The organism is Streptomyces sp. NPDC051907 (genome assembly GCF_040681075.1).
Lineage (GTDB): Bacteria > Actinomycetota > Actinomycetes > Streptomycetales > Streptomycetaceae > Streptomyces.
Window position 1 is genome coordinate 1 of record NZ_JBFAYB010000107.1, and the last position, 20,472, is coordinate 20,472.

Sequence of the window (20,472 nt, forward strand, 5' to 3'; positions counted from 1 at the left end):
GGATGGCGCGGCGGGGGATGCCCTCCCCCACCCCCGCGTCACGGCGGGGCGGGGCCCGGCGCACACCGCTCCGGGCCCCGCCGGCCACCCTGCCTCGGGGCGCCCATAGCCGTCTCGGCCGCTCCTGAAGGCAGCGGCGCCGGTCCTCGGCCAGCGCGTCCTGAACCGTCGTCAGGCTCCTCCATAGTCGTCACGGGTGAAGCGCGCGCCGGGCCCCAGCGCCAGGGCGAGGGCGGCGATGTTGGCGCGGAATGTGTGCTGGACCACAAAAATCGTTTGCGGAAGCGGGTCCCGAAAGGCGAACCTTGCACGGTTTCGTCATTTCTACGAGCTCTTCGAAACGCTGGGACGCCATGCAGATTCGCGATCTTCCGTACCCGGACCCCGGCGTGCCCGATGCCAGGTCAGGGCCGCGCCTGCTGCTCTGGCTCGGGAGGATGCAGCTGGGCGGCCAGCTGAAGTCGCTGGCCTGGGGACTTCTGCACTTCTGCGGGGTCGCCGGGCTGCCGCTGGGCGTCGGCATGGCGGTGCAGGCGGTCGTGGACCGCTCGGGCGGCGACCTGCTGCTCGCGGGGGCGGTGATCGCCGTGCTCGGGGTGGCGACCGCCCTGGGCGACACGATGCTGCACCGTACGGCGGTCACCAACTGGATCACCGCCGCCGCTCGGGTCCAGCAGCTGCTGGCGCGCAAGGCGTCCGAGCTGGGCTCGGCGCTGACCCGCCGGGTCGCGGCCGGCGAGGTGGTCGCGGTCTCCACGGGCGACGTGGAGAAGATCGGCTGGTTCGTGGAGGCGGTCTCCCGCTTCGTCGCCGCGGCGATCACCGTGGTGGTGATCTGCGTCGGCCTGGCTCTGTACGTTCCCGCGCTCGGCGTGGTGGTCGCCGTCGGCGTCCCAGTGCTGGCGCTGGCCGTGCTGCCGCTGCTGCCCCGGGCCACCCGCCGCGCCGACGTCCAGCGCGAGAAGGCCGGCAGGGCCACCGAGCTGGCGTCGGACACCGTCGCCGGCCTGCGGGTGCTGCGCGGAATCGGCGGCGAGGAGCTGTTCCTGGGCCGCTACCGCGACGCCTCCCAGGAGGTGCGCAGGGCGGCCGTCCGCAGCGCCCGCATGTGGTCGCTGATCTCGGCGGTCCAGGTGCTGCTGCCGGGTCTGCTGCTGATCGCGGTGGTCTGGCACGGCGCGGGACTCGCCGGCGACGGCCGGATCGAGGTCGGCGAGCTGGTCACCGCCTTCAGCGCGGTGACGCTGCTGATGTACCCGCTGAGGCACTTCGAGGAGATCGCCATGGCGTACTCCTTCTCACGGCCCTCCGCGATGCGCGCGGCCCGGGTCCTGGCCCTGCGGCGCACGACGGCGCCGTCCGGCGCGCGCCACGGCACGGCGAGCGGCGATCTGTACGACCCCCTCACCAGAGTGCTCGCCCCCGAGGGCCGCTTCACCGCCGTGGTGTGCGGCGACCCGGACGCGGCGGGCGCGCTGGCGGAGCGCCTCGGCGGGCACCCGGCCGAGGCGCCCGAGGGCGCGGTGTCCGTGCTGCTGGGCGGGGTGCCGCTGGACGAGCTGGCGCTGGACGAGGCCCGGGCCGCCGTCCTCGTACAGGACAAGGATCCGGTGCTGCTCTCCGGCACGCTGCGGGAGCTGCTCGACGTGCCCGCGTCGGGGAAGACGACCGCCGAGGACGCCTTGGCGGCCGCCCAGTGCGGCGACGTGCTGGACGCGCTCGCTCAGGCGTCGCTCGGCCTCGACGGCGACGGCGACGGCGACCCGATGCGGACCCGGATCACCGAGCGGGGCCGGTCGCTCTCGGGCGGACAGCGCCAGCGGCTGGCGCTGGCGCGCTCGCTGGTCGCCGACCCCGAGGTGCTCGTCCTGGACGAGCCGACCTCGGCGGTGGACTCGCACACCGAGACGCGGATCGCCGCGGGGATCAAAGAGCTGCGGGCCGGCCGGACGACGGTCGTGTTCGCCTCGTCCCCGCTGCTGCTGGACCGGGCGGACCAGGTCGTGTTCGTGCGGGACGGCGCGGTGGCGGCGGTCGGCTCGCACCGGGAGCTGCTGCACGGCGACGCCGGCTACCGCGCGGTCGTCACGCGCGAGACCGAGGAGGAGCGGCTCGGCGCCGTCGACGCCATGGACGAGTTCCGCGCACTGGACGAACTGGAAGAGATCGAGGAGTCGGCATGATCGGCGTGGCGCCCCCGGCGTACGACCCGGCGGCCCCTGAGACGGCCGCGACCCTGCCCGTCGGCACGCCGGCGACGGTGCGGGCGTACGTCCGCGAACTGCTGCGACGGCACCGCAGGGCCTTCGCGCTGCTGGTGTCGGCCAACGCGGTGGCGGTGATCGCCTCTATGGTCGGCCCCTATCTGCTGGGCGGGCTCGTCGAGGACCTGGCGGACGGCGCGCGGGACCTCCATCTGGAGCGCACCGTCGCGCTGTTCGCGGGGGCGCTGATCGTCCAGACCGTGTTCGTGCGGCTGATGCGGCTGCGCGGCGCGATGCTCGGCGAGGAGATGCTGGCCGATCTGCGCGAGGACTTCCTCGTACGGTCGGTGGGGCTGCCGCCGGGCGTGCTGGAGCGGGCGGGCACGGGCGATCTGCTGTCGCGTATCACCACCGACATCGACCGGCTGGCGAACGCGATGCGCGAGGCGGTGCCGCAGCTGGCGATCGGCGTGGTGTGGGCGGGTCTGCTGATCGGCGCGCTCACGGTGACCGCGCCGCCGCTGGCGCTGGCCGTGCTGGTCGCGGTTCCGGTGCTGGTGATCGGCTGCCGCTGGTACTTCAAGCGGGCGCCATCGGCCTACCGCTCCGAGGCGGCGGGCTACGCGGCGGTCGCCGCGATGCTGGCGGAGACCGTGGACGCCGGCCGGACCGTGGAGGCGCACCGTCTCGGCGGCCGGCGGGTGGCGCTGTCCGAGCAGCGGATCAGGGGCTGGACCGCGTGGGAGCGGTACACGCTCTACCTGCGGTCGGTGCTCTTCCCCGTCATCAACGCGACGCATGTGACGATCCTCTGCTCGGTGCTGCTGATCGGCGGCGCCTTCGTCCTGCGGGGCTGGATCAGCGTCGGGCAGCTGACGACGGGGGCGCTGCTCGCGCAGATGCTGGTCGACCCGGTCAATCTGATCCTGCGCTGGTACGACGAGCTCCAGGTGGCGCAGGTGTCGATCGCGCGGCTGGTGGGCGTGCGGGACATCGAGCCGGACGCGGGCGACGCGCGCCTCGCGCCCGAGGGACGCGAGGTGCGGGCGGAGGAGGTGCGGTTCGGCTACCGCGAAGGCGTGGACGTGCTGCACCGGGTGTCGCTGGACGTCGCGCCGGGCACCCGGCTGGCGCTGGTCGGCCCTTCGGGGGCGGGGAAGTCGACGCTGGGTCGGCTGCTGGCCGGCGTCTACGCCCCGCGGGCGGGGCGGATCACGCTCGGCGACGCCGAGCTGTCCCGGATGCCCGCGGAGCGGGTGCGCGAGCATGTGGCGCTGGTCAACCAGGAGCACCACGTCTTCGTGGGGTCGCTCCGCGACAACCTGCTGCTGGCGCGCACGGGCGCGGCGGACGCGGAGCTGTGGGCGGCGCTCGGCGCGGTCGACGCGGACACGTGGTCGCGGGGGCTCGACGAGGGGCTGGACACCGAGGTCGGCTCGGGCGGTCTGGCCCTGACCCCGGCCCAGGCCCAGCAGATCGCTCTGGCCCGGCTGGTCCTGGCGGACCCGCACACCCTGGTCCTGGACGAGGCGACCTCGCTGCTGGACCCGCGGGCGGCCCGCCATCTGGAGCGGTCGCTGGCCCGCGTCCTGGACGGCCGCACGGTGGTGGCCATCGCGCACCGCCTGCACACGGCCCATGACGCGGACGTGATCGCGGTGGTGGAGGAGGGCCGCATCACGGAGCTGGGCAGCCACGACGAGCTGGTGGCGGCGCAGGGAGCGTACGCGGCGCTATGGCGGTCGTGGCACGGGTGAAGCCGTGGCACGGGCGGACGGGCAGGGGCACGGGCGAACGGCGCGTACCCCTGCCCGTACCGCTGCTCAGCGGCTCAGCGGCTCAGCGGCTCAGCGGCTCAGATGAAGTTGAGCGCCGCCGCGCCGCCCACCCCGCCCAGCAGCATGAACACCGGCATCAGCACCTTGAGCTCCACCCAGCTGCCCGCCCTGAAGCGCATCCCCTTCGGCGGGCCCAGGGCGTACCACCTCTTGTTGCCGATCGGGATCGGCCACAGGATCGGGCAGCCGGAGACCGTCAGCGCGTCGCCGATGTCGTGGACCAGCGCGCCCAGCACGATGGGCAGGCCCAGCCACAGGTACTCCTGGCCGGGCGCGGTGAACAGCCAGTCCGCCCCGTTGCCCGGCTTGTCCAGCACCCCCGCCAGGATCCACGCACTCGTCGCGCCCAGCAGCCACACCAGTACGTCGCTGGAGACCCGCGCCGCCCGCCACAGCAGGCCCTCCACCGCCAGCACCAGGTGGACGAAGAGGATCGCGAGGACCGCCCACCGCCCGCCGGTGATCGCCAGCGCGGACGCGCCCGCGCCGATCAGCACCGCCCACAGCCAGGTGTGGGTCAGTGTGCGGTGGCCGCCGGTCCGGCGTTTGTCGCCCTGTTTCTTGGTCGCTTTGTAGACCGCGTACGAGAGCTTGTCGACGATCTCGCACAGTCCGCGGGAGACCGGCCCGAAGGCCCGCGAGATCGTCGCCGCCTTGTGGTCCAGGTCCGGCGCGAGCGCCGCGCCCGCGCAGATCAGCGCTCCGACGACGAGGACCGGCCACGGCATGGGATGGCCCGCGGCCGCCGTCGCCGCTCCCACCCCCAGCCAGGCTGCCGCCCCGGAAAGGGAGTGCGCCGGTCCCATCATGCTCGTTCCCGCCCCATCTGCTGTTGTCCTCGAGCCCAGTTGACGGGACAGCGTATCGCTCGTGATCTTCATACCTTCCGCCGGTTCCCTCATCCGGCGGGAAGCCAGGCAAGATGGGGGGCGTGACCCTTATCGATCAGCTGCCGCCGAACGCCGACCCCGATGCCCTCTTCGAAGCCTTCTCCACATGGGCCGAGGATCGGGGTATCACGCTCTACCCGGCTCAGGAGGAGGCGCTGATCGAGGTGGTCTCGGGGGCCAACGTGATCCTCTCCACCCCCACCGGATCGGGAAAGAGCCTGGTCGCGGCCGGTGCGCACTTCGCGGCGCTGGCCCGTGACGAGGTCACCTTCTACACCGCGCCGATCAAGGCGCTGGTCTCGGAGAAGTTCTTCGACCTGTGCAAGCTCTTCGGCACCGAGAACGTCGGCATGCTCACCGGCGACGCCTCCGTGAACGCGGACGCCCCCGTGATCTGCTGCACCGCCGAGGTGCTTGCCTCCATCGCGCTGCGCGACGGCAAGCACGCCGACATCGGCCAGGTCGTGATGGACGAGTTCCACTTCTACGCCGAGGGCGACCGCGGCTGGGCCTGGCAGATCCCCATCCTGGAGCTTCCCCAGGCGCAGTTCGTGCTGATGTCGGCGACGCTCGGCGACGTCTCGATGTTCGAGAAGGACCTGACCCGCCGCACCGGGCGCGAGACGGCCGTGGTGCGCTCCGCCACCCGTCCGGTGCCGCTGTCGTACGAGTACCGGCTGACGCCGATCACCGAGACGCTGACCGAGCTGCTGGAGACCAAGCAGGCGCCGGTCTACATCGTGCACTTCACCCAGGCCCAGGCGGTCGAGCGGGCGCAGTCGCTGATGAGCATCAACATGTGCACGCGCGAGGAGAAGGACCAGATCGCCGAGCTGATCGGCAACTTCCGCTTCACCACGAAGTTCGGCAGCAACCTCTCGCGCTATGTGCGGCACGGGATCGGCGTGCACCACGCGGGCATGCTGCCCAAGTACCGCCGGCTGGTCGAGAAGCTCGCCCAGGCAGGCCTGCTGAAGGTCATCTGCGGCACGGACACGCTCGGCGTCGGCGTCAACGTGCCCATCCGCACGGTGCTGTTCACCGCGCTCACCAAGTACGACGGCAGCCGTGTGCGCACGCTGCGCTCCCGCGAGTTCCACCAGATCGCCGGGCGCGCCGGGCGGGCGGGCTTCGACACCGCCGGCTTCGTCGTCGCGCAGGCGCCCGAGCACGTCATCGAGAACGAGAAGGCGCTCGCCAAGGCGGGCGACGACCCGAAGAAGAAGCGGAAGGTGGTCCGCAAGAAGGCCCCCGAGGGGTTCGTCGCCTGGTCCCAGAACTCCTTCGAGAAGCTGATCGCCTCCGACCCCGAGCCGCTGACCTCGCGTTTCAAGGTCACCCACGCCATGCTGCTGTCGGTGATCGCCCGTCCGGGCAACGCGTTCGAGGCGATGCGCACACTGCTGGAGGACAACCACGAGCCGCGCAGGCAGCAGCTGCGGCACATCCGGCGGGCCATCGCGATCTACCGCTCGCTCCTCGACGGCGGGATCGTCGAGCGGCTCGACGTCCCCGACGCGCAGGGCCGCATCGTCCGGCTCACCGTCGACTTCCAGCAGGACTTCGCGCTGAACCAGGCGCTGTCCACGTTCGCGCTGGCGGCGTTCGACCTTCTGGACCCCGAATCGCCGTCGTACGCCCTGGACATGGTCTCCGTCGTCGAGTCGACGCTGGACGACCCGCGCCAGATCCTCGCGGCCCAGCAGAACAAGGCCCGCGGCGAGGCGGTCGGCGCGATGAAGGCGGACGGCGTCGAGTACGAGGAGCGGATGGAGCGGCTCCAGGACATCTCGTACCCCAAGCCGCTCGAAGAGCTGCTGTGGCACGCGTACAACGTCTACAAGAAGTCGCATCCGTGGGTCGGCGACCACCCGGTCTCGCTGAAGTCGGTGATCCGCGACATGTACGAACGGGCGCTGACCTTCACGGAGTTCACGTCCTTCTACGAGCTGGCCCGCACCGAGGGCATCGTGCTGCGCTATCTCGCCGGCGCGTACAAGGCGCTCGACCACACCATCCCCGACGACCAGAAGACCGAGGACCTCGAGGACCTGATCGCCTGGCTGGGCGAGATGGTCCGCCAGGTCGACTCCAGTCTGCTGGACGAGTGGGAGCAGCTGGCCAACCCCGAGGTGGAGACCGCGGAGCAGGCCCAGGAGAAGGCCGACCAGGTCAAGCCGGTCACCGCGAACGCCCGCGCCTTCCGGGTGCTGGTCCGCAACGCCATGTTCCGCCGGGTCGAGCTGGCCGCGCTGGACCAGGTCGCCGAGCTGGGCGCGCTGGACGCCGAGTCCGGCTGGGACGAGGACGCCTGGGGCGAGGCGATGGACGCGTACTGGGACGAGTACGAGGACCTGGGCACCGGCCCCGACGCGCGCGGGCCCCGGCTGCTGATGATCGAGGAGGATCCGGCGCACGGCCTGTGGCGTGTGCGCCAGACCTTCGCCGACCCGAACGGCGACCATGACTGGGGCATCAGCGCGGAGGTCGATCTGGCGGCCTCCGACGAGGAGGGCCGGGCCGTGGTGCGCGTCACGTCCGTAGGCCAGCTGTGAGAGGACCGTCTTCATGACCAACCCCGCCGAGCGGCTCGTCGATCTGCTCGACCTGGAGCAGATCGAGGTCAACATCTTCCGGGGGCGCAGCCCCGAGGAGTCACTGCAGCGCGTCTTCGGCGGGCAGGTGGCGGGCCAGGCGCTGGTCGCCGCGGGCCGCACCACCGACGGCGAGCGGCCGGTGCACTCGCTGCACGCGTACTTCCTGCGTCCGGGCATCCCGGGGGTGCCGATCGTCTACCAGGTCGAGCGGGTGCGGGACGGCCGCTCGTTCACCACCCGCCGGGTCACGGCGGTCCAGCAGGGCAAGACGATCTTCAATCTGACGGCGTCCTTCCACCGGCCGGAGGAGGGCAGCATCGAGCACCAGCTGCCGCCGCGCCTGGAGCTGCCCGATCCGCTCTCGCTGCCCACGGTCACGGACGAGATCCGCGAGCATCTGGGCGAGCTGCCGGAGGCGCTGGAGCGGATGGCCCGCCGGCAGCCGTTCGACATCCGCTATGTCGACCGGCTGCGCTGGACCGAGGAGGAGATCAAGGAGGCGGACCCGCGCAGCGCGGTGTGGATGCGCGCGGTGGGGCCGCTGGGCGACGATCCGCTGGTGCACACGTGCGCGCTGACGTACGCGAGCGATATGACGCTGCTGGACGCGGTCCGCATCCCGGTCGAGCCGCTGTGGGGCAGGCGGGGCTTCGACATGGCGTCGCTGGACCACGCCATGTGGTTCCATCGGCCGTTCCGGGCGGACGAGTGGTTCCTGTACGACCAGGAGTCGCCGATCGCGACGGGCGGCCGGGGACTGGCGCGGGGACGTATCTACGATCGCGGGGGCAATCTGCTCGTCTCGGTCGTGCAGGAAGGTCTCTTCCGTCCCTGGGGTTCACAATGAACGTCGACTGCCTGCTCTTGAGGAGATTTCCGTGACCCTGTCTGACATCCCGCTGCGCACGCTCACCGGCGAGCCCACGTCGCTGGCCGACTACCAGGGCAAGGCCGTGCTGCTGGTGAACGTCGCCTCCAAGTGCGGTCTGACCCCGCAGTACGCCGGTCTGGAGCGGCTGCAGAAGAGCTACGCGGAGCAGGGCTTCACCGTCCTCGGCGTGCCGTGCAACCAGTTCGCCGGCCAGGAGCCGGGCAGCGCGGAGGAGATCCAGTCCTTCTGCTCGGCGACGTACGGTGTGACGTTCCCGCTGCTGGAGAAGACGGACGTGAACGGCGCCGAGCGGCACCCGCTGTACGCAGAGCTGACGAAGGTCGCGGACGCCGAGGGCGAGGCCGGCGACGTCCAGTGGAACTTCGAGAAGTTCCTGATCGGCAAGGACGGCCAGGTCGTGGCCCGGATCCGGCCGCGCACGGAGCCGGAGGACCCGGCGCTGGTCAAGGCGATCGAGGAGCTGCTGGCCGCCTGAGGCGACGACGTGCTCGACCGCCCCGTGCGCCGTCGCACACGGGGCGGTCGAGCGTCGGCGGCCCGCGCTAGCGGATGGGCATGCCGGAGAGCGTCCTGGCGATCACCAGGCGCTGGATCTCGCTCGTGCCTTCGAAGATCGTGTAGATGGCCGCGTCCCGGTGCATCCGCTCCACCGGGTACTCGCGGGTGTAGCCGTTGCCGCCCAGGATCTGGATGGCCTGGGCCGTGACCTTCTTCGCGGTCTCGGAGGCGTACAGCTTGGACATCGAGCCCTCGGCGGAGGTGAAGGGCTTGCCCGTGGTCGCCATCCAGGAGGCGCGCCACACCAGCAGCCGTGCCGCGTCGATCTGGGTGCGCATGTCGGCCAGCTGGAAGGCGACGCCCTGGTTGTCGATGATCGGGCGGCCGAACTGGCTGCGGGTCATGGCGTAGTCGAGGGCGACCTCGTACGCGGCGCGGGCGGTGCCCACCGCCATCGCGCCGACGGCCGGGCGGGAGGCCTCGAAGGTGGCCATGGCCGCGTTCTTCACCCTCTCCCAGCCTCCGGCCGGGGGGACCCCCACGCCGGACGCGGCGGCCCGCTCGCGGGCCCGGGCGATGCGCTCGTCCAGCTTCTCCTTGCCGCCGAGCAGACAGCTGCCGGGGACGCGCACGTCCTCCAGGACGACCTCGGCGGTGTGGGAGGCGCGGATGCCGTGCTTCTTGAACTTCTGGCCCTGGGACAGGCCGGGCGTGCTCGGCGGGACGATGAAGGAGGCGTGGCCCTTGGAGCCGATCTCCGGGTCGACGACGGCCACCACGACGTGGACGTTGGCGATGCCGCCGTTGGTCGCCCAGGTCTTGGTGCCGTTGAGCACCCATTCGTCCTTGGCCTCGTCGTAGACCGCCCGGGTGCGCATGGCCCCGACGTCCGAGCCGGCGTCCGGCTCGGAGGAGCAGAAGGCGGCGACCTTGACGTCGTCGACGTCTCCGTACATCTGCGGGATCCAGGTGCCGATCTGCTCCTCGGTGCCGTTGGCGAGGACGCCGACGGCCGCGAGTCCGGTGCCGACGATCGACAGGCCGATGCCCGCGTCGCCCCAGAACAGCTCCTCCATGGCCATCGGGATGCCGAGCCCGGTGGGGTCGAAGAACTGCTGGGCGTAGAAGTCGAGGGAGTAGATGCCGACCTTCGCCGCCTCCTGGATGACCGGCCAGGGAGTCTCCTCACGCTCGTCCCACTCCGCGGCGGCCGGTCGCATCACGTCCTTGGCGAAGCCGTTCAGCCAATCACGGACCTGCTTCTGGTCGTCGTTGAGTTCGAGCGTGAACTCGGCCATATTGCCCTCCAGAGCTGCGGCGATCACCACCGTGTTACTTGCGGTAACGTCAGTCTGTTACCGGCTAGTAGCACCTGTCAACCGAAGACCGCCCGATCGCCTGTACGGGCGTGTTGAGTGTTACGTTGCGCAGGCGTCAAGCAATCGCAAGGGCGGGGAGAAACATCTATGGAGACGACACAGCAGGCAGCGGCACAGCAGCGATCGGCGGCCGACCAGCGGCGCCGCGAGCTGCTCGAGGCCGCGGACCGGGTCGTGCTGCGGGACGGGCCGCACGCCTCCATGAACGCCATCGCCGCCGAGGCGGGCATCACCAAGCCCATCCTCTACCGGCACTTCGGCGACAAGGGCGGCCTGTACCGGGCGCTCGCCAAGCGCCACACCGACGCGCTGCTGGACGCGCTGCGCGCGGCGGTGGACGCCCCGGCCGAGCGCCGGGAGCGCGTGGAGGCCACCCTCGACACCTACCTCGCCGCCATCGAGGCACGGCCGCAGGTCTACCGCTTTCTGATGCACCCCTCCGAGGACGCCCAGCCCACGGAGCAGGGCTTCGACGTCGGCCGCCACTCCGCGCCGCTGCTGCGCCGGCTCGGCGAGGAGCTGGCGAAGGTGATCTACGACCGGGTCGACCTGGGCCCCGAGAGCGAGCAGTTGGCGCGGGTGTGGGGACACGGCATCGTCGGCATGATGCACGCGGCGGGAGACTGGTGGCTGGGCGAACGCCCTTGCTCGCGCGCGGAGCTGGTACGGAGTCTGGCGGACCTGCTCTGGGGCCGGCTCGCCGCGGCGGCGGACAAGGCCGGCGGCCAGGGCTTCTAGCCAGAGAAGCGGCGGGCGGCGCCCGGCTACGCGAAGACGTGCGGCGGGGGCAGCTCCGCCGGCGCCCACGACGCCCGGCGCGCCTGCCGCAGGACCCTCGCCCTGCGCCAGCCCCTCAGCCGGTCGGCGTACACCGCCCCTTGAACGTGGTCGCACTCGTGCTGCAGACACCGCGCGAAGAACCCGGCGCCCTCCACCCGTACCGGATCGCCGTCCACCGTCACGCCCTCGACCACCGCGCGGTCGAACCGCTCCGTGCCCGCCTCGAGCCCCGGCAGGGACAGACAGCCCTCCGGGCCGCGCACGACGACCCCGTCCGCCGCCACCAGGCGGGGGTTGACGATGTGTCCGAGATGGCGGACGTCGTCGTCGTCCGGGCAGTCGTACACGAACACCCGCTGCGCGACGCCGATCTGGTTCGCCGCGAGACCCACGCCCCCAGCCGCGTACATCGTCGCGAACATGTCCTCGACGAGCTGGGCGAGCTCGCCGGAGAAGTCGACGACGGTCTCGCAGGGGGCGTGCAGGACCGGATCTCCGAGCAGGCTCATGGTCCTGACGAGTCCGGAACTGCCGGGGATCGGCCGGTTTCGCATGGCGTCAAGCCTACGTTCCCCCATGGCCTCCACGTTTCCCGCCGGTGCCGCGGTGCTGGCGCCTGACCGGACCTCGATAGGCTGGGCCGGACCGATGCAAGGAGGATCAAGGACGATGTCAGGCAACTCGGAGCCCCTGACGCCGCGCGCCAAGCTCGCCGTGACGGCAGGCAAGGCCGCAGCGGCGGTGTCGCGCGCCGCCGGACGCGGCAGCGGATCGGTGATCGGCGGCCGGGTCGCGCTCAAGCTCGACCCCGATCTGCTGGGGCGGCTGGCGCAGCACCTGGACGTCGTCCTCGTGTCGGCGACCAACGGCAAGACCACGACCACCCGGCTGATCGCCGAGGCGCTCCGGGCCAGCGGCCCGGTCGTCTCCAACGCGCTCGGCGCCAACATGCCCGCGGGCATCACCTCGGCGCTGGCCGGCGGCTCGGACGCCAAGTTCGGCGTCATCGAGGTCGACGAGAAGTACCTCGCGGGCGTCGCCCGCGATGTGACGCCGAAGGCGATCGCGCTGCTCAACCTCTCCCGCGACCAGCTGGACCGCGCGGCCGAGACCCGGATGCTCGCCGAGAAGTGGCGCGAGGGCCTGGCGGGCACGAAGGCCACCGTGATCGCCAACGCCGACGACCCGCTCGTGGTGTGGGCCGCCTCCTCCTCCCCCAACGTGGTGTGGGTCGCCGCCGGCCAGGAGTGGAAGGACGACGCCTGGTCCTGCCCGTCCTGCGGCGGTGTGATGCAGCGCCCCGGCGACGACTGGTTCTGCGGCGAGTGCGGCTTCCGCCGGCCCGCGCCCAGCTGGGTGCTCAGCGGCGACCATGTGCTGGACCCGCACGGCAGCGCCTGGCCGATCCACCTCCAGCTGCCCGGCCGCGCCAACAAGGCGAACGCCGCCACCTCCGCCGCCGTCGCGGCCTGCTTCGGCGTGCCGCCGCAGGTCGCCCTGGAGCGCATGTACCAGGTGCAGGCCGTCGCCGGCCGCTATGACGTCGTCTCCTTCCAGGGCCGCGATCTGCGTCTGCTGCTCGCGAAGAACCCGGCCGGCTGGCTCGAGACGTTCTCCCTGATCGACCCGCCGCCGACCCCGGTGATCCTCTCGGTCAACGCCCGGGGCGCCGACGGCACGGACACCTCCTGGCTCTGGGACGTCGACTACACCCGGCTCGCCGGCCACCCGATCTTCGTGATCGGCGACCGCAGACTGGACCTCGCGGTCCGCCTCGAGGTCGCGGGCCTGGACTTCCGGGTGTGCGACACCGTCGACGAGGCGGTGCAGCTGGCCCCGCCCGGGCGGATCGAGCTGATCGCCAACTACACCGCCTTCCAGGACGTGCGCCGCCGCGTCGGCAACTGATCCGCGGACCCCGGAAAAGGACTTATGAGCATGAGCGACAACAGCCTGCGTCTGGTCTGGGTGTACCCGGACCTGCTGAGCACCTACGGCGACCAGGGCAACGCCCTCGTCGTCGAGCGCAGGGCCCGCCAGCGGGGACTGGACGTGATGCGTATCGACGTACGCAGCGACCAGCCGATCCCCACCTCCGGCGACATCTACCTGATCGGCGGCGGCGAGGACCGGCCGCAGCGGCTCGCGGCGGAGCGGCTGCGCCGCGACGGCGGGCTCAGCCGGGCGGCCTCGAACGGCGCGATCATCTTCTCGGTCTGCGCCGGGTACCAGATCCTGGGCCACGAGTTCATCAACGACCTCGGCGAGCGCGAGCCGGGCCTGGGCCTGATCGACGTGGTCTCCACCCGCGGCGAGGGCGCGCGCTGCGTGGGCGACGTGCTGGCGGACATCGACCCGCGGTTCGGCCTGCCCCAGCTCACCGGCTTCGAGAACCACCAGGGCGTCACCCACCTCGGGCCGACGGCCCGCCCCTTCGCCCGGACCGTGATCGGCCGGGGCAACGGCACGGGCGACGGCACGGAGGGCGCGTACAACGACACCGTCTTCGGCACGTACATGCACGGCCCGGTCATGGCCCGCAACCCGCAGATCGCGGACCTGCTGCTCAAGCTGGCCCTCGATGTGAACGCGCTGCCGCCGACCGACGACCGGTGGTTCGAGGCGCTGCGCGCCGAGCGCATCGCGGCGGCGACGCAGCCCGCCTGACAGCCCGCCGCGGACGGCTCCGAACGGCGCTGGATCCGGCCTGCGGACAGGCCGCGGCCCAGTCGTCGCAAGGGCGCCGTCCATCAGTCGGACGCCTGGTTCGGCCCCGTCACCCAGCGCCGGTAGGGTGGCGGGGATCCAACCGGACGACGTGGTCCGGGAGTCGGCCCACGTTTGCAAAGGTTATTCGGGCTATGCGCATTGGTGTGCTCACCTCCGGCGGCGACTGCCCCGGACTGAATGCCGTCATCCGTTCCGTCGTCCACCGCGCCGTGGTCGACCACGGCGACGAGGTGATCGGCTTCCACGACGGCTGGAAGGGCCTCCTGGAGGGCGACTACCGCAAGCTCGACCTCGACGCGGTGGGCGGCATCCTGGCCCGCGGCGGCACGATCCTCGGCTCCTCCCGGGTCCAGCCCGCGCATCTGCGCGACGGCGTGGAGCGCGCCAAGGGGCACGTCGCCGAGCTCGGCCTCGACGCGATCATCCCGATCGGCGGCGAGGGCACGCTGAAGGCCGCCCACCTCCTCTCCGAGGGCGGGCTGCCCATCGTCGGCGTGCCGAAGACCATCGACAACGACATCGCCTCCACCGATGTGACCTTCGGCTTCGACACGGCCGTCGGCGTCGCGACGGAGGCGCTGGACCGGCTGAAGACGACCGCCGAGTCGCACCAGCGGGTGCTGATCGTGGAGGTCATGGGCCGCCACACCGGCTGGATCGCGCTGCACTCCGGCATGGCGGCCGGCGCGCACGCCATCGTCGTGCCCGAGCGCCCCTTCGACATCGAGGAGCTGGCCCAGCGGGTCGGCGAGCGCTTCGAGGCGGGCAAGCGATTCGCGATCGTCGTGGTCGCCGAGGGCGCGAAGCCCCGTCCCGGCTCGATGGAGTGGGACGAGGGCGGCAAGGACGTCTACGGCCACGAGCGCTTCGCGGGCGTCGCCCGTCAGCTCTCCATCGAGCTGGAGCAGCGGCTCGGCAAGGAGGCCCGCCCGGTCATCCTCGGCCATGTCCAGCGCGGCGGCACCCCCACCGCGTACGACCGGGTCCTGGCGACCCGCTTCGGCTGGCACGCAGTGGAGGCCGCGCACCGCGGCGAGTTCGGCATGCTGACGGCGCTGCGCGGCACGGACATCGTCATGGTGCCGCTGGCGCAGGCCGTGGAGACCCTGAAGACCGTCCCGGCCGAGCGGTACGCCGAGGCGGAGTGCGTGCTCTGAGCCACACCCGTACGCACTAAACCCGTACATAGCTCAACGAACTGCCCCCGGTCGCAGCTGCGATCGGGGGCAGTTCTACTCTTGTGCCGACAAGCGGACAACCAGCACGAAACAGGAGCCGTCGGATGGATCACAGCGGGCACGGCATGACGATGGATCTGCCGCCGTTCACGCTGGGACGGGGTCTGGAACTGTCGCCGGACCCCTTCTTCCTGATCGGCTGTCTGCTGGCGCTCGGCCTGTACGGCTGGGGCGTGGCGCGGCTGCGCAGGCGCGGCGACCGCTGGCCGGTGAGCCGGACGGTGCTGTTCGTCGTCGGCGTGCTGAGCGTGGCGCTGGTGATGTGCACCAAGCTGAACGACTACGGCATGGTCATGTTCAGCGTGCACATGGTCCAGCACATGGTGATCAGCATGCTCTCGCCGATCGTGCTGCTGCTGGGCGCGCCGGTGACGCTGGCGCTGCGGGCCCTGCCGGTGTCCGCGCGCCGCGGCCGCAAGGGGCCGCGCGAGCTGCTCCTCGCGCTGCTGCACAGCCGGTACATGCGGATCGTCACGCACCCGGTCTTCACGATCCCGCTCTTCATCGCGAGCCTGTACGGGCTCTACTTCACCCCGCTCTTCGACTTCCTGATGGGGTCCAAGCCGGGCCATATCGCGATGATGGTGCACTTCCTCGCCGTGGGCCTGGTCTTCTTCTGGCCGATCATGGGCGTGGACCCGGGCCCGCACCGGCCCGGCTATGTGATGCGGATGCTGGAGCTCTTCGCGGGCATGCCGTTCCACGCCTTCTTCGGCATCGCGCTGATGATGGCGAGCGAGCCGATGATCAAGACGTATGCGAACCCGCCCGCCTCGCTCGGCATCGACGCGCTCACCGACCAGAACGCGGCAGGCGGCATCGCGTGGGCGTTCAGCGAGATCCCCTCGGTGCTCGTGCTGATCGCGCTGGTCTTCCAGTGGTACCGCTCCGAGCAGCGGCAGGCCAGGCGGCTGGACCGGGCCGCGGACCGCGACGGGGACAAGGAGCTCGAGGCGTACAACGCGTATCTCGCCTCGCTCCAGGCACGCGGACGGTAGCCGGGCGGTAGCGCGGAGCCCTCCTCACGCGCGACCATGAGTGCGACGGCCGCAGCCGTCGGAGGAGGGCGCGCATGTCCAGTTCCACGAAGGCGATGGGAGTGCTCACCGTCGGGACCCTGGTGGTCGTGACGGCCTATACGGCGGCACTCGGCAGCAATGGCTGGCTCTGGTTCGGCTGGGTGGTGCTCGGGCTGGTGACGATCGGGGTGATCGCTTCGCGGAACTGACCCGGGCGGACCCGGCCGCCGGTCAAGGGCAGCCGCGTCCCGGACGGCAGCCGGCTCAGAAGCGGAAGAGGGCGCCGGTCGCCACGTCCAGTTCGCATGAGTTCGCGTAGGTCTTCTGCCAGGAGGTCGGCCGACCGCGCCACTCGCCCTGCGCGCTGACCGTCACCGGCTCGTAGATCTTGGTGCAGGCGCGTGCCTCGCCGGGCAGCCGGTCGAGGTCGCCGCCCGCCATGTCCAGCGCCTGGCAGGCGGCCGCGGCGTCCGGGTGCGGGCCGTCGGGCGTGGGGGCGCAGGTCAGGCGGACGCCGCGGGTCCAGGCGTTGTCCTCGCCCGCGGCGGTCAGGAAGAGCCCTTCGGGGGGCGGGGCGGGCGCGTCCCCGACGGCGTAGGCGGGCGTGGCCGCGACGAGGGCGATCATGGCTGCGGCGGTGGCGGCTGAGCGGTGCATGGAGTTGCTCCTGTGTCACGGGCGGCCCGGCGCGCCGCCGAGTCGCGAGGAGCCCAGAGCACCTCCCGGTATCGCGTGCGGCAAGCGGCCGCGCCGCCGGGTGAGGCGCACGGGGGCGCCGGAGCACCCGGATGGACCAGCCTTCGGCGACGTGCGGTGGGCGCACGGCCACGGGGCGCGTTCGCGCGGTTGGCGGGCGAGGCCGGGCGGGGCGAGTATGGACGGCGCAAGCCCCACCACTCGACGACCACGCGCCCCGGACTCGTCCGGAGCGCTGATTGCGACGCTGATGGCCATGGACAAGGACACGACCTCCGCCGAGTCGGGGCGCACGATGAGCCGCGACGTCTTCGGCGCTCCCTGCTGGATCAGTCTCATGACGCGCGATCTGGCGGGGGCGCAGGCTTTCTACGGCGCGGTCCTCGGGTGGCAGTTCCGGACGGCCAAGCTGGGCGAGCAGTTCAGCATCGCGATGCGCGAGGGCCTGTCCGTGGCAGGAATCGGCATGCTGGGGCCCAATCTGCGGGCGCCGGTCGACTGGACGCCGTACTTCGCCGTCGCCGACGCCGACGAGACGGCCGCGCGCATCCGGGAGCGGAGCGGCACCGTCGCCGTCGGCCCGATCACCTTCCCGGTGGGCCGGGGGGCGCTGGCGGCCGACCGGGACGGCGCGGTCTTCGGCATCTGGGAGGGGAAGCTGATCTCCGACTGGCAGACCTGGCGCAAGGACGCGCCGGTCTGGCTGCGGCTGCGGACCAGGGACGCGCTCGACGCCGCGATCTTCTACGGCCAGGTGCTGGACTGGGCGAGCGAGAAGACGGGCTGCTGCGAGGTCGAGTACGTGGGCGAGGAGGTCGTGCTGCGCCAGGACGGACACGTCCTGGCCAGGCTCAGCTCCGGCGCCGTGGACGCCGCGCCGGACCCCATGGTCCAGGCGCGGTGGCACGTCATCTTCCCGGTGGCCGACGTCGCGGCCACCGTCGAGTCGGCGCGCCGCAACGGCGGCTTCGTCATCGGCCAGCGCTATACGACCGAGGGCGCGGAGGCGACGCTGCGCGATCCGGACGGCGCGCTGTTCACGGTCGCGGGCCGCGCCGCGCCCGCTCCCCCGTCGGCCGGGGCCGCATCGGCGGCCGCCGCGACCGCGTCCGCATCCGAGCCGGCGTCCGAGCCCGCGTCCGAGAAAGGCCCGGCCGGCGGGCCCGAGTGAAGGGCGACGGCCGCGCTGAGCGGCGGGCTCAGGGGCAGCGGTGCGACGGGCAGGGGCTCGAACGTGCGCGTGGGCGCCACCGGTGCGCCGGCCGCGAGCAGAATGCGCTGAGCGGCCTTCACCCGCCTGCTGAACCAGATCACCTTGCCGCCCTCGGTGCCGCAGGTGCCCCAGCTGTCGCTGAGGAACGCGACCGTGGCCAGACCGCCTTTCGCCGGGGACGAACTGGTCACCCGGGGCATCCGGGGATCCTTGTCCGCGACGGACGCGATCACATGCCGTCCTGTCCAGCGCAGCTCCACCACGCAGGACTTGTCGCCCTCCACATGCTGGACGACGTTTCCGACGAGCTCGTCCACCGCGCGGCAGACCGGGGAAATATGGTGCTCAAGGCGCCAGTACCGAAGATGTGCTGCCAGGATCCGCCGGATCTGCGGAATCCGCTCTCTGGATGCCTGCACTTCCATGGAGTAGCGGCAGGCGGTCGGGATATGCATGACCGTGGCTCCTCACCGCGACCTGTTCACCCATTCGCATGCGGCCCCCGAGTGCGAAGAGTGACCTCATGTCGCTTATGGGTCAACTAACAGACTGACCTCAGGGGCGCGGACCCGCAACACATCGGTTACGGGCGGTCACGCAGGCGCCGTAGCGCGAGGCGCCGGACGGCGCATAGCCCGCGGCCCGCGGGGAGTCAGCGCACGACCGCGTGCTCCACCAGCATCCGCACCGCCGTCGCGATCGACTCCGCGTCGATGCCGGCCAGCCGGAGCTGCTCCTCGGGCGTCGCCGAGCCCGGCATGCTCCGCACGGCGAGCCGCACCAGCCGCGGCACGGGCCTGCCGTCCGTGAACGCCTCGGCCACCGCGTCGCCGAGGCCGCCCTGCGGACGGTGGTCCTCCACCGTCAGCAGACAGCCGGTCTCGTCGGCCGCGGCCTGCAGCGTCGCCTCGTCGACCGGCTTGACGCTGTAGAGGTCGACGACGCGTACGCCGATGTCCTCCTGCGCGAGCACGTCGGCGGCCCGCAGCGCCTCGTGGACCGTCGCCCCGGCGGCGACCACCGTCACCCGGTCCTGGTTCCCGGTGCGCAGCACCTTGGCGCCGCCCCTGGGGAACTCCTCGTCCGGGCCGTACAGGACGGGCGTCTCGCCCCTGGTCGTGCGCAGATAGCTGACGTCGGGCAGGTCGGCCATGGCGGCCGTCAGGTACGCCGTCTGGTTCGCGTCGCAGGGGTAGTACACGGTGCTGCCGTGCAGCGCGCGGAACATCGCCAGGTCCTCCAGCCCCATCTGGGACGGCCCGTCCTGGCCGATGGAGACCCCGGCGTGGGAGCCGACGACGTTGATCGCGGCCCCGCTGACGGCCGCCATGCGCACGAAGTCGTGGGCGCGGGTGAGGAAGGCCGCGAACGACGAGGCGTAGGGGATGTAGCCGCGGGCGTACAGTCCGACGGCCGCGGCGACCAGTTGCTGCTCGGCGATGTAGCACTCGAAGAAGCGGCTCGGGTGCGCCTTGGCGAAGTACTCGGCCCGGGTCGAGTCGGCGACCTCCGCATCGAGTGCGACGACCTCCGGCCGCGCCGAGCCGAGCGCGGCGAGCGCCTCGCCGAACGCCGTGCGGGTGGCGACCGAGTCCCCGACCGTGTACCGGGGCGGCGTGTAGGGCTCGGTGCGCCTCTCGCGCAGGACCCGTGCCGCGGGCGGCCGTTGGACCTCCACGGTCACGAAGCGCGGGCCGCCCAGCTCCTCGATGGCCGCGTCCGCGTCGGGCAGCGGCTTGCCGTGCATGCCCTCCCGGTCCTCGACGTCGGCGACGCCGTGTCCCTTGTGGGTGCCGGCGATGACCGCCGTGGGCCGTCCCGTCGTGTCGTCGGCCTCGGTCAGCGCGGCGTCGATGGCGGCGACGTCGTGCCCGTCGACCGTGATCGTGTGCCAGCCGAAGGCCGCGAGCCTTCGGGCGTAGGCGTCCAGGTCCCCTTGGTGGCGGGTGGGGCCGCGCTGGCCGAGGCGGTTGACGTCGACGATCAGGGTGAGATTGTCGAGATGCTCGTACGCGGCGTGCTCGACGGCCTCCCACACCGAGCCCTCGGCCATCTCGCTGTCGCCCGAGAGCACCCACACCCGGTAGGGGATCTGGTCGAGGCGCCGGCCCGCGAGCGCCATCCCCACGCCGACCGGGAGGCCCTGGCCGAGGGATCCGGTCGCCGTGTCCACCCAGGGCAGCTGGGGGGTGGGATGCCCTTCGAGCCGACTGCTGCTGCGGCGGAAGCTGAGCAGCTCCTCGTCGTCCACCACGCCGACGGCGCGGTAGAGGGCGTACAGCAGCGGCGAGGCGTGCCCCTTGGAGAGGATCAGCCGGTCGTTGCCCGGGTGCTCGGGCCGGTCGAAGTCGTAGCGCAGATGCTTGGCGAGCAGCACGGCGGCCAGGTCCGCCGCCGACATCGAGGACGTGGCGTGTCCCGATCCGGCGGCGTCGACCGCGCGGACCGCGTCCACGCGCAGCTGCTGCCCTAGTTCTGCCAGTTGTTCGTAGCGCATA

General features: G+C 71.9%; 17 protein-coding genes. 12 read left to right on the top strand and 5 right to left on the bottom strand.

Going from position 1 to position 20,472, the window contains the following annotated elements:
* The first annotated feature begins 353 nt into the window (after positions 1–353).
* Positions 354–2,183 (top strand): ABC transporter ATP-binding protein, encoded by a 1,830-nt coding sequence (locus tag AB0M39_RS35235; protein ID WP_365371181.1) that lies wholly within the window; start codon positions 354–356, stop codon positions 2,181–2,183.
* The gene (locus AB0M39_RS35240) at positions 2,180–3,961 is read left to right on the top strand and encodes an ABC transporter ATP-binding protein (RefSeq protein WP_365371183.1); all 1,782 of its coding nucleotides are present in this window, start codon (positions 2,180–2,182) and stop codon (positions 3,959–3,961) included. Before AB0M39_RS35235 ends, AB0M39_RS35240 begins: the two co-directional genes overlap by 4 nt.
* 98 nt (positions 3,962–4,059) lie before the next feature.
* Here AB0M39_RS35240 and AB0M39_RS35245 read toward each other — a convergent pair whose 3' ends face one another.
* Positions 4,060–4,851 carry a metal-dependent hydrolase gene (locus AB0M39_RS35245; protein WP_365371185.1) on the bottom strand — a complete coding sequence of 264 codons (792 nt, stop codon included), beginning with the start codon at positions 4,849–4,851 and terminating at the stop codon, positions 4,060–4,062.
* Between the two features lie 122 nt (positions 4,852–4,973).
* Between AB0M39_RS35245 and AB0M39_RS35250 the strand changes: the two genes are divergently transcribed.
* From AB0M39_RS35250 to AB0M39_RS35260, 3 genes are read left to right on the top strand one after another with little or no spacing between them, the layout of a single operon-like run.
* A complete protein-coding gene (locus AB0M39_RS35250) occupies positions 4,974–7,487 on the top strand; it encodes a DUF3516 domain-containing protein (protein WP_365371188.1) in 2,514 nt (837 codons plus the stop codon).
* Positions 7,488–7,500: 13 nt separating this feature from the next.
* Positions 7,501–8,376 (top strand): acyl-CoA thioesterase II, encoded by an 876-nt coding sequence (locus tag AB0M39_RS35255; protein WP_365371191.1) that lies wholly within the window; start codon positions 7,501–7,503, stop codon positions 8,374–8,376.
* A gap of 31 nt (positions 8,377–8,407) precedes the next feature.
* Positions 8,408–8,896: a glutathione peroxidase gene (locus AB0M39_RS35260; RefSeq protein ID WP_365371194.1), complete on the top strand. Its 489-nt coding sequence runs from the start codon at positions 8,408–8,410 to the stop codon at positions 8,894–8,896.
* A 67-nt stretch (positions 8,897–8,963) separates the two neighbouring features.
* On the opposite strand, the gene AB0M39_RS35265 is transcribed toward AB0M39_RS35260, so the two are convergent.
* Complete coding sequence (locus AB0M39_RS35265) at positions 8,964–10,217, bottom strand: acyl-CoA dehydrogenase family protein (RefSeq protein ID WP_365371237.1); 1,254 nt, start codon at positions 10,215–10,217, stop codon at positions 8,964–8,966.
* A gap of 168 nt (positions 10,218–10,385) precedes the next feature.
* Between AB0M39_RS35265 and AB0M39_RS35270 the strand changes: the two genes are divergently transcribed.
* On the top strand, positions 10,386–11,036 hold the full coding sequence (locus AB0M39_RS35270) for a TetR family transcriptional regulator (protein ID WP_365371197.1): 651 nt from the start codon (positions 10,386–10,388) through the stop codon (positions 11,034–11,036).
* Positions 11,037–11,062: 26 nt separating this feature from the next.
* Here the strand turns inward: AB0M39_RS35270 and def are convergent, their stop codons facing one another.
* Positions 11,063–11,632, bottom strand: a complete 570-nt coding sequence (def, locus tag AB0M39_RS35275) for a peptide deformylase (RefSeq protein ID WP_365371199.1) — start codon at positions 11,630–11,632, stop codon at positions 11,063–11,065.
* Between the two features lie 115 nt (positions 11,633–11,747).
* On the opposite strand from def, the gene AB0M39_RS35280 reads away from it, so the two are divergent.
* The 5 genes from AB0M39_RS35280 (at position 11,748) to AB0M39_RS35300 (ending at position 16,274) form a co-directional block, all read left to right on the top strand.
* Complete coding sequence (locus AB0M39_RS35280; RefSeq protein WP_365371202.1) at positions 11,748–12,986, top strand: MurT ligase domain-containing protein; 1,239 nt, start codon at positions 11,748–11,750, stop codon at positions 12,984–12,986.
* A gap of 30 nt (positions 12,987–13,016) precedes the next feature.
* Complete coding sequence (locus tag AB0M39_RS35285; RefSeq protein WP_365371204.1) at positions 13,017–13,745, top strand: glutamine amidotransferase; 729 nt, start codon at positions 13,017–13,019, stop codon at positions 13,743–13,745.
* 194 nt (positions 13,746–13,939) lie between these two features.
* The gene (locus AB0M39_RS35290; RefSeq protein WP_365371206.1) at positions 13,940–14,965 is read left to right on the top strand and encodes a 6-phosphofructokinase; all 1,026 of its coding nucleotides are present in this window, start codon (positions 13,940–13,942) and stop codon (positions 14,963–14,965) included.
* A gap of 125 nt (positions 14,966–15,090) precedes the next feature.
* Positions 15,091–16,044, top strand: a complete 954-nt coding sequence (locus tag AB0M39_RS35295) for a cytochrome c oxidase assembly protein (RefSeq protein WP_365371208.1) — start codon at positions 15,091–15,093, stop codon at positions 16,042–16,044.
* Positions 16,045–16,118: 74 nt separating this feature from the next.
* A complete protein-coding gene (locus AB0M39_RS35300; protein ID WP_365371211.1) occupies positions 16,119–16,274 on the top strand; it encodes a hypothetical protein in 156 nt (51 codons plus the stop codon).
* A 55-nt stretch (positions 16,275–16,329) separates the two neighbouring features.
* Here AB0M39_RS35300 and AB0M39_RS35305 read toward each other — a convergent pair whose 3' ends face one another.
* A complete protein-coding gene (locus AB0M39_RS35305) occupies positions 16,330–16,722 on the bottom strand; it encodes an SSI family serine proteinase inhibitor (protein ID WP_365371214.1) in 393 nt (130 codons plus the stop codon).
* Between the two features lie 295 nt (positions 16,723–17,017).
* Here AB0M39_RS35305 and AB0M39_RS35310 point away from each other — a divergent pair, with 295 nt between their 5' ends.
* Positions 17,018–17,932 (top strand): VOC family protein, encoded by a 915-nt coding sequence (locus AB0M39_RS35310; protein WP_365371216.1) that lies wholly within the window; start codon positions 17,018–17,020, stop codon positions 17,930–17,932.
* Between the two features lie 694 nt (positions 17,933–18,626).
* On the opposite strand, the gene AB0M39_RS35315 is transcribed toward AB0M39_RS35310, so the two are convergent.
* The gene (locus AB0M39_RS35315; RefSeq protein ID WP_365371218.1) at positions 18,627–20,471 is read right to left on the bottom strand and encodes a transketolase; all 1,845 of its coding nucleotides are present in this window, start codon (positions 20,469–20,471) and stop codon (positions 18,627–18,629) included.
* Between the last annotated feature and the right edge of the window lies 1 nt (position 20,472).

Excerpts from the sequence above, each read along its gene's own strand:
- AB0M39_RS35235 (WP_365371181.1), top strand. The coding sequence starts at position 354 with ATGCAGATTCGCGATCTTCCGTACCCGGACCCCGGCGTGCCCGATGCC.
- AB0M39_RS35240 (WP_365371183.1), top strand. The coding sequence starts at position 2,180 with ATGATCGGCGTGGCGCCCCCGGCGTACGACCCGGCGGCCCCTGAGACG.
- AB0M39_RS35245 (WP_365371185.1), bottom strand. The coding sequence starts at position 4,851 with ATGATGGGACCGGCGCACTCCCTTTCCGGGGCGGCAGCCTGGCTGGGG.
- AB0M39_RS35255 (WP_365371191.1), top strand. The coding sequence starts at position 7,501 with ATGACCAACCCCGCCGAGCGGCTCGTCGATCTGCTCGACCTGGAGCAG.
- AB0M39_RS35265 (WP_365371237.1), bottom strand. The coding sequence starts at position 10,217 with ATGGCCGAGTTCACGCTCGAACTCAACGACGACCAGAAGCAGGTCCGT.
- AB0M39_RS35270 (WP_365371197.1), top strand. The coding sequence starts at position 10,386 with ATGGAGACGACACAGCAGGCAGCGGCACAGCAGCGATCGGCGGCCGAC.
- def (WP_365371199.1), bottom strand. The coding sequence starts at position 11,632 with ATGCGAAACCGGCCGATCCCCGGCAGTTCCGGACTCGTCAGGACCATG.
- AB0M39_RS35280 (WP_365371202.1), top strand. The coding sequence starts at position 11,748 with ATGTCAGGCAACTCGGAGCCCCTGACGCCGCGCGCCAAGCTCGCCGTG.
- AB0M39_RS35285 (WP_365371204.1), top strand. The coding sequence starts at position 13,017 with ATGAGCGACAACAGCCTGCGTCTGGTCTGGGTGTACCCGGACCTGCTG.
- AB0M39_RS35290 (WP_365371206.1), top strand. The coding sequence starts at position 13,940 with ATGCGCATTGGTGTGCTCACCTCCGGCGGCGACTGCCCCGGACTGAAT.
- AB0M39_RS35295 (WP_365371208.1), top strand. The coding sequence starts at position 15,091 with ATGGATCACAGCGGGCACGGCATGACGATGGATCTGCCGCCGTTCACG.
- AB0M39_RS35300 (WP_365371211.1), top strand. The coding sequence starts at position 16,119 with ATGTCCAGTTCCACGAAGGCGATGGGAGTGCTCACCGTCGGGACCCTG.
- AB0M39_RS35305 (WP_365371214.1), bottom strand. The coding sequence starts at position 16,722 with ATGCACCGCTCAGCCGCCACCGCCGCAGCCATGATCGCCCTCGTCGCG.
- AB0M39_RS35310 (WP_365371216.1), top strand. The coding sequence starts at position 17,018 with ATGGACAAGGACACGACCTCCGCCGAGTCGGGGCGCACGATGAGCCGC.
- AB0M39_RS35315 (WP_365371218.1), bottom strand. The coding sequence starts at position 20,471 with ATGCGCTACGAACAACTGGCAGAACTAGGGCAGCAGCTGCGCGTGGAC.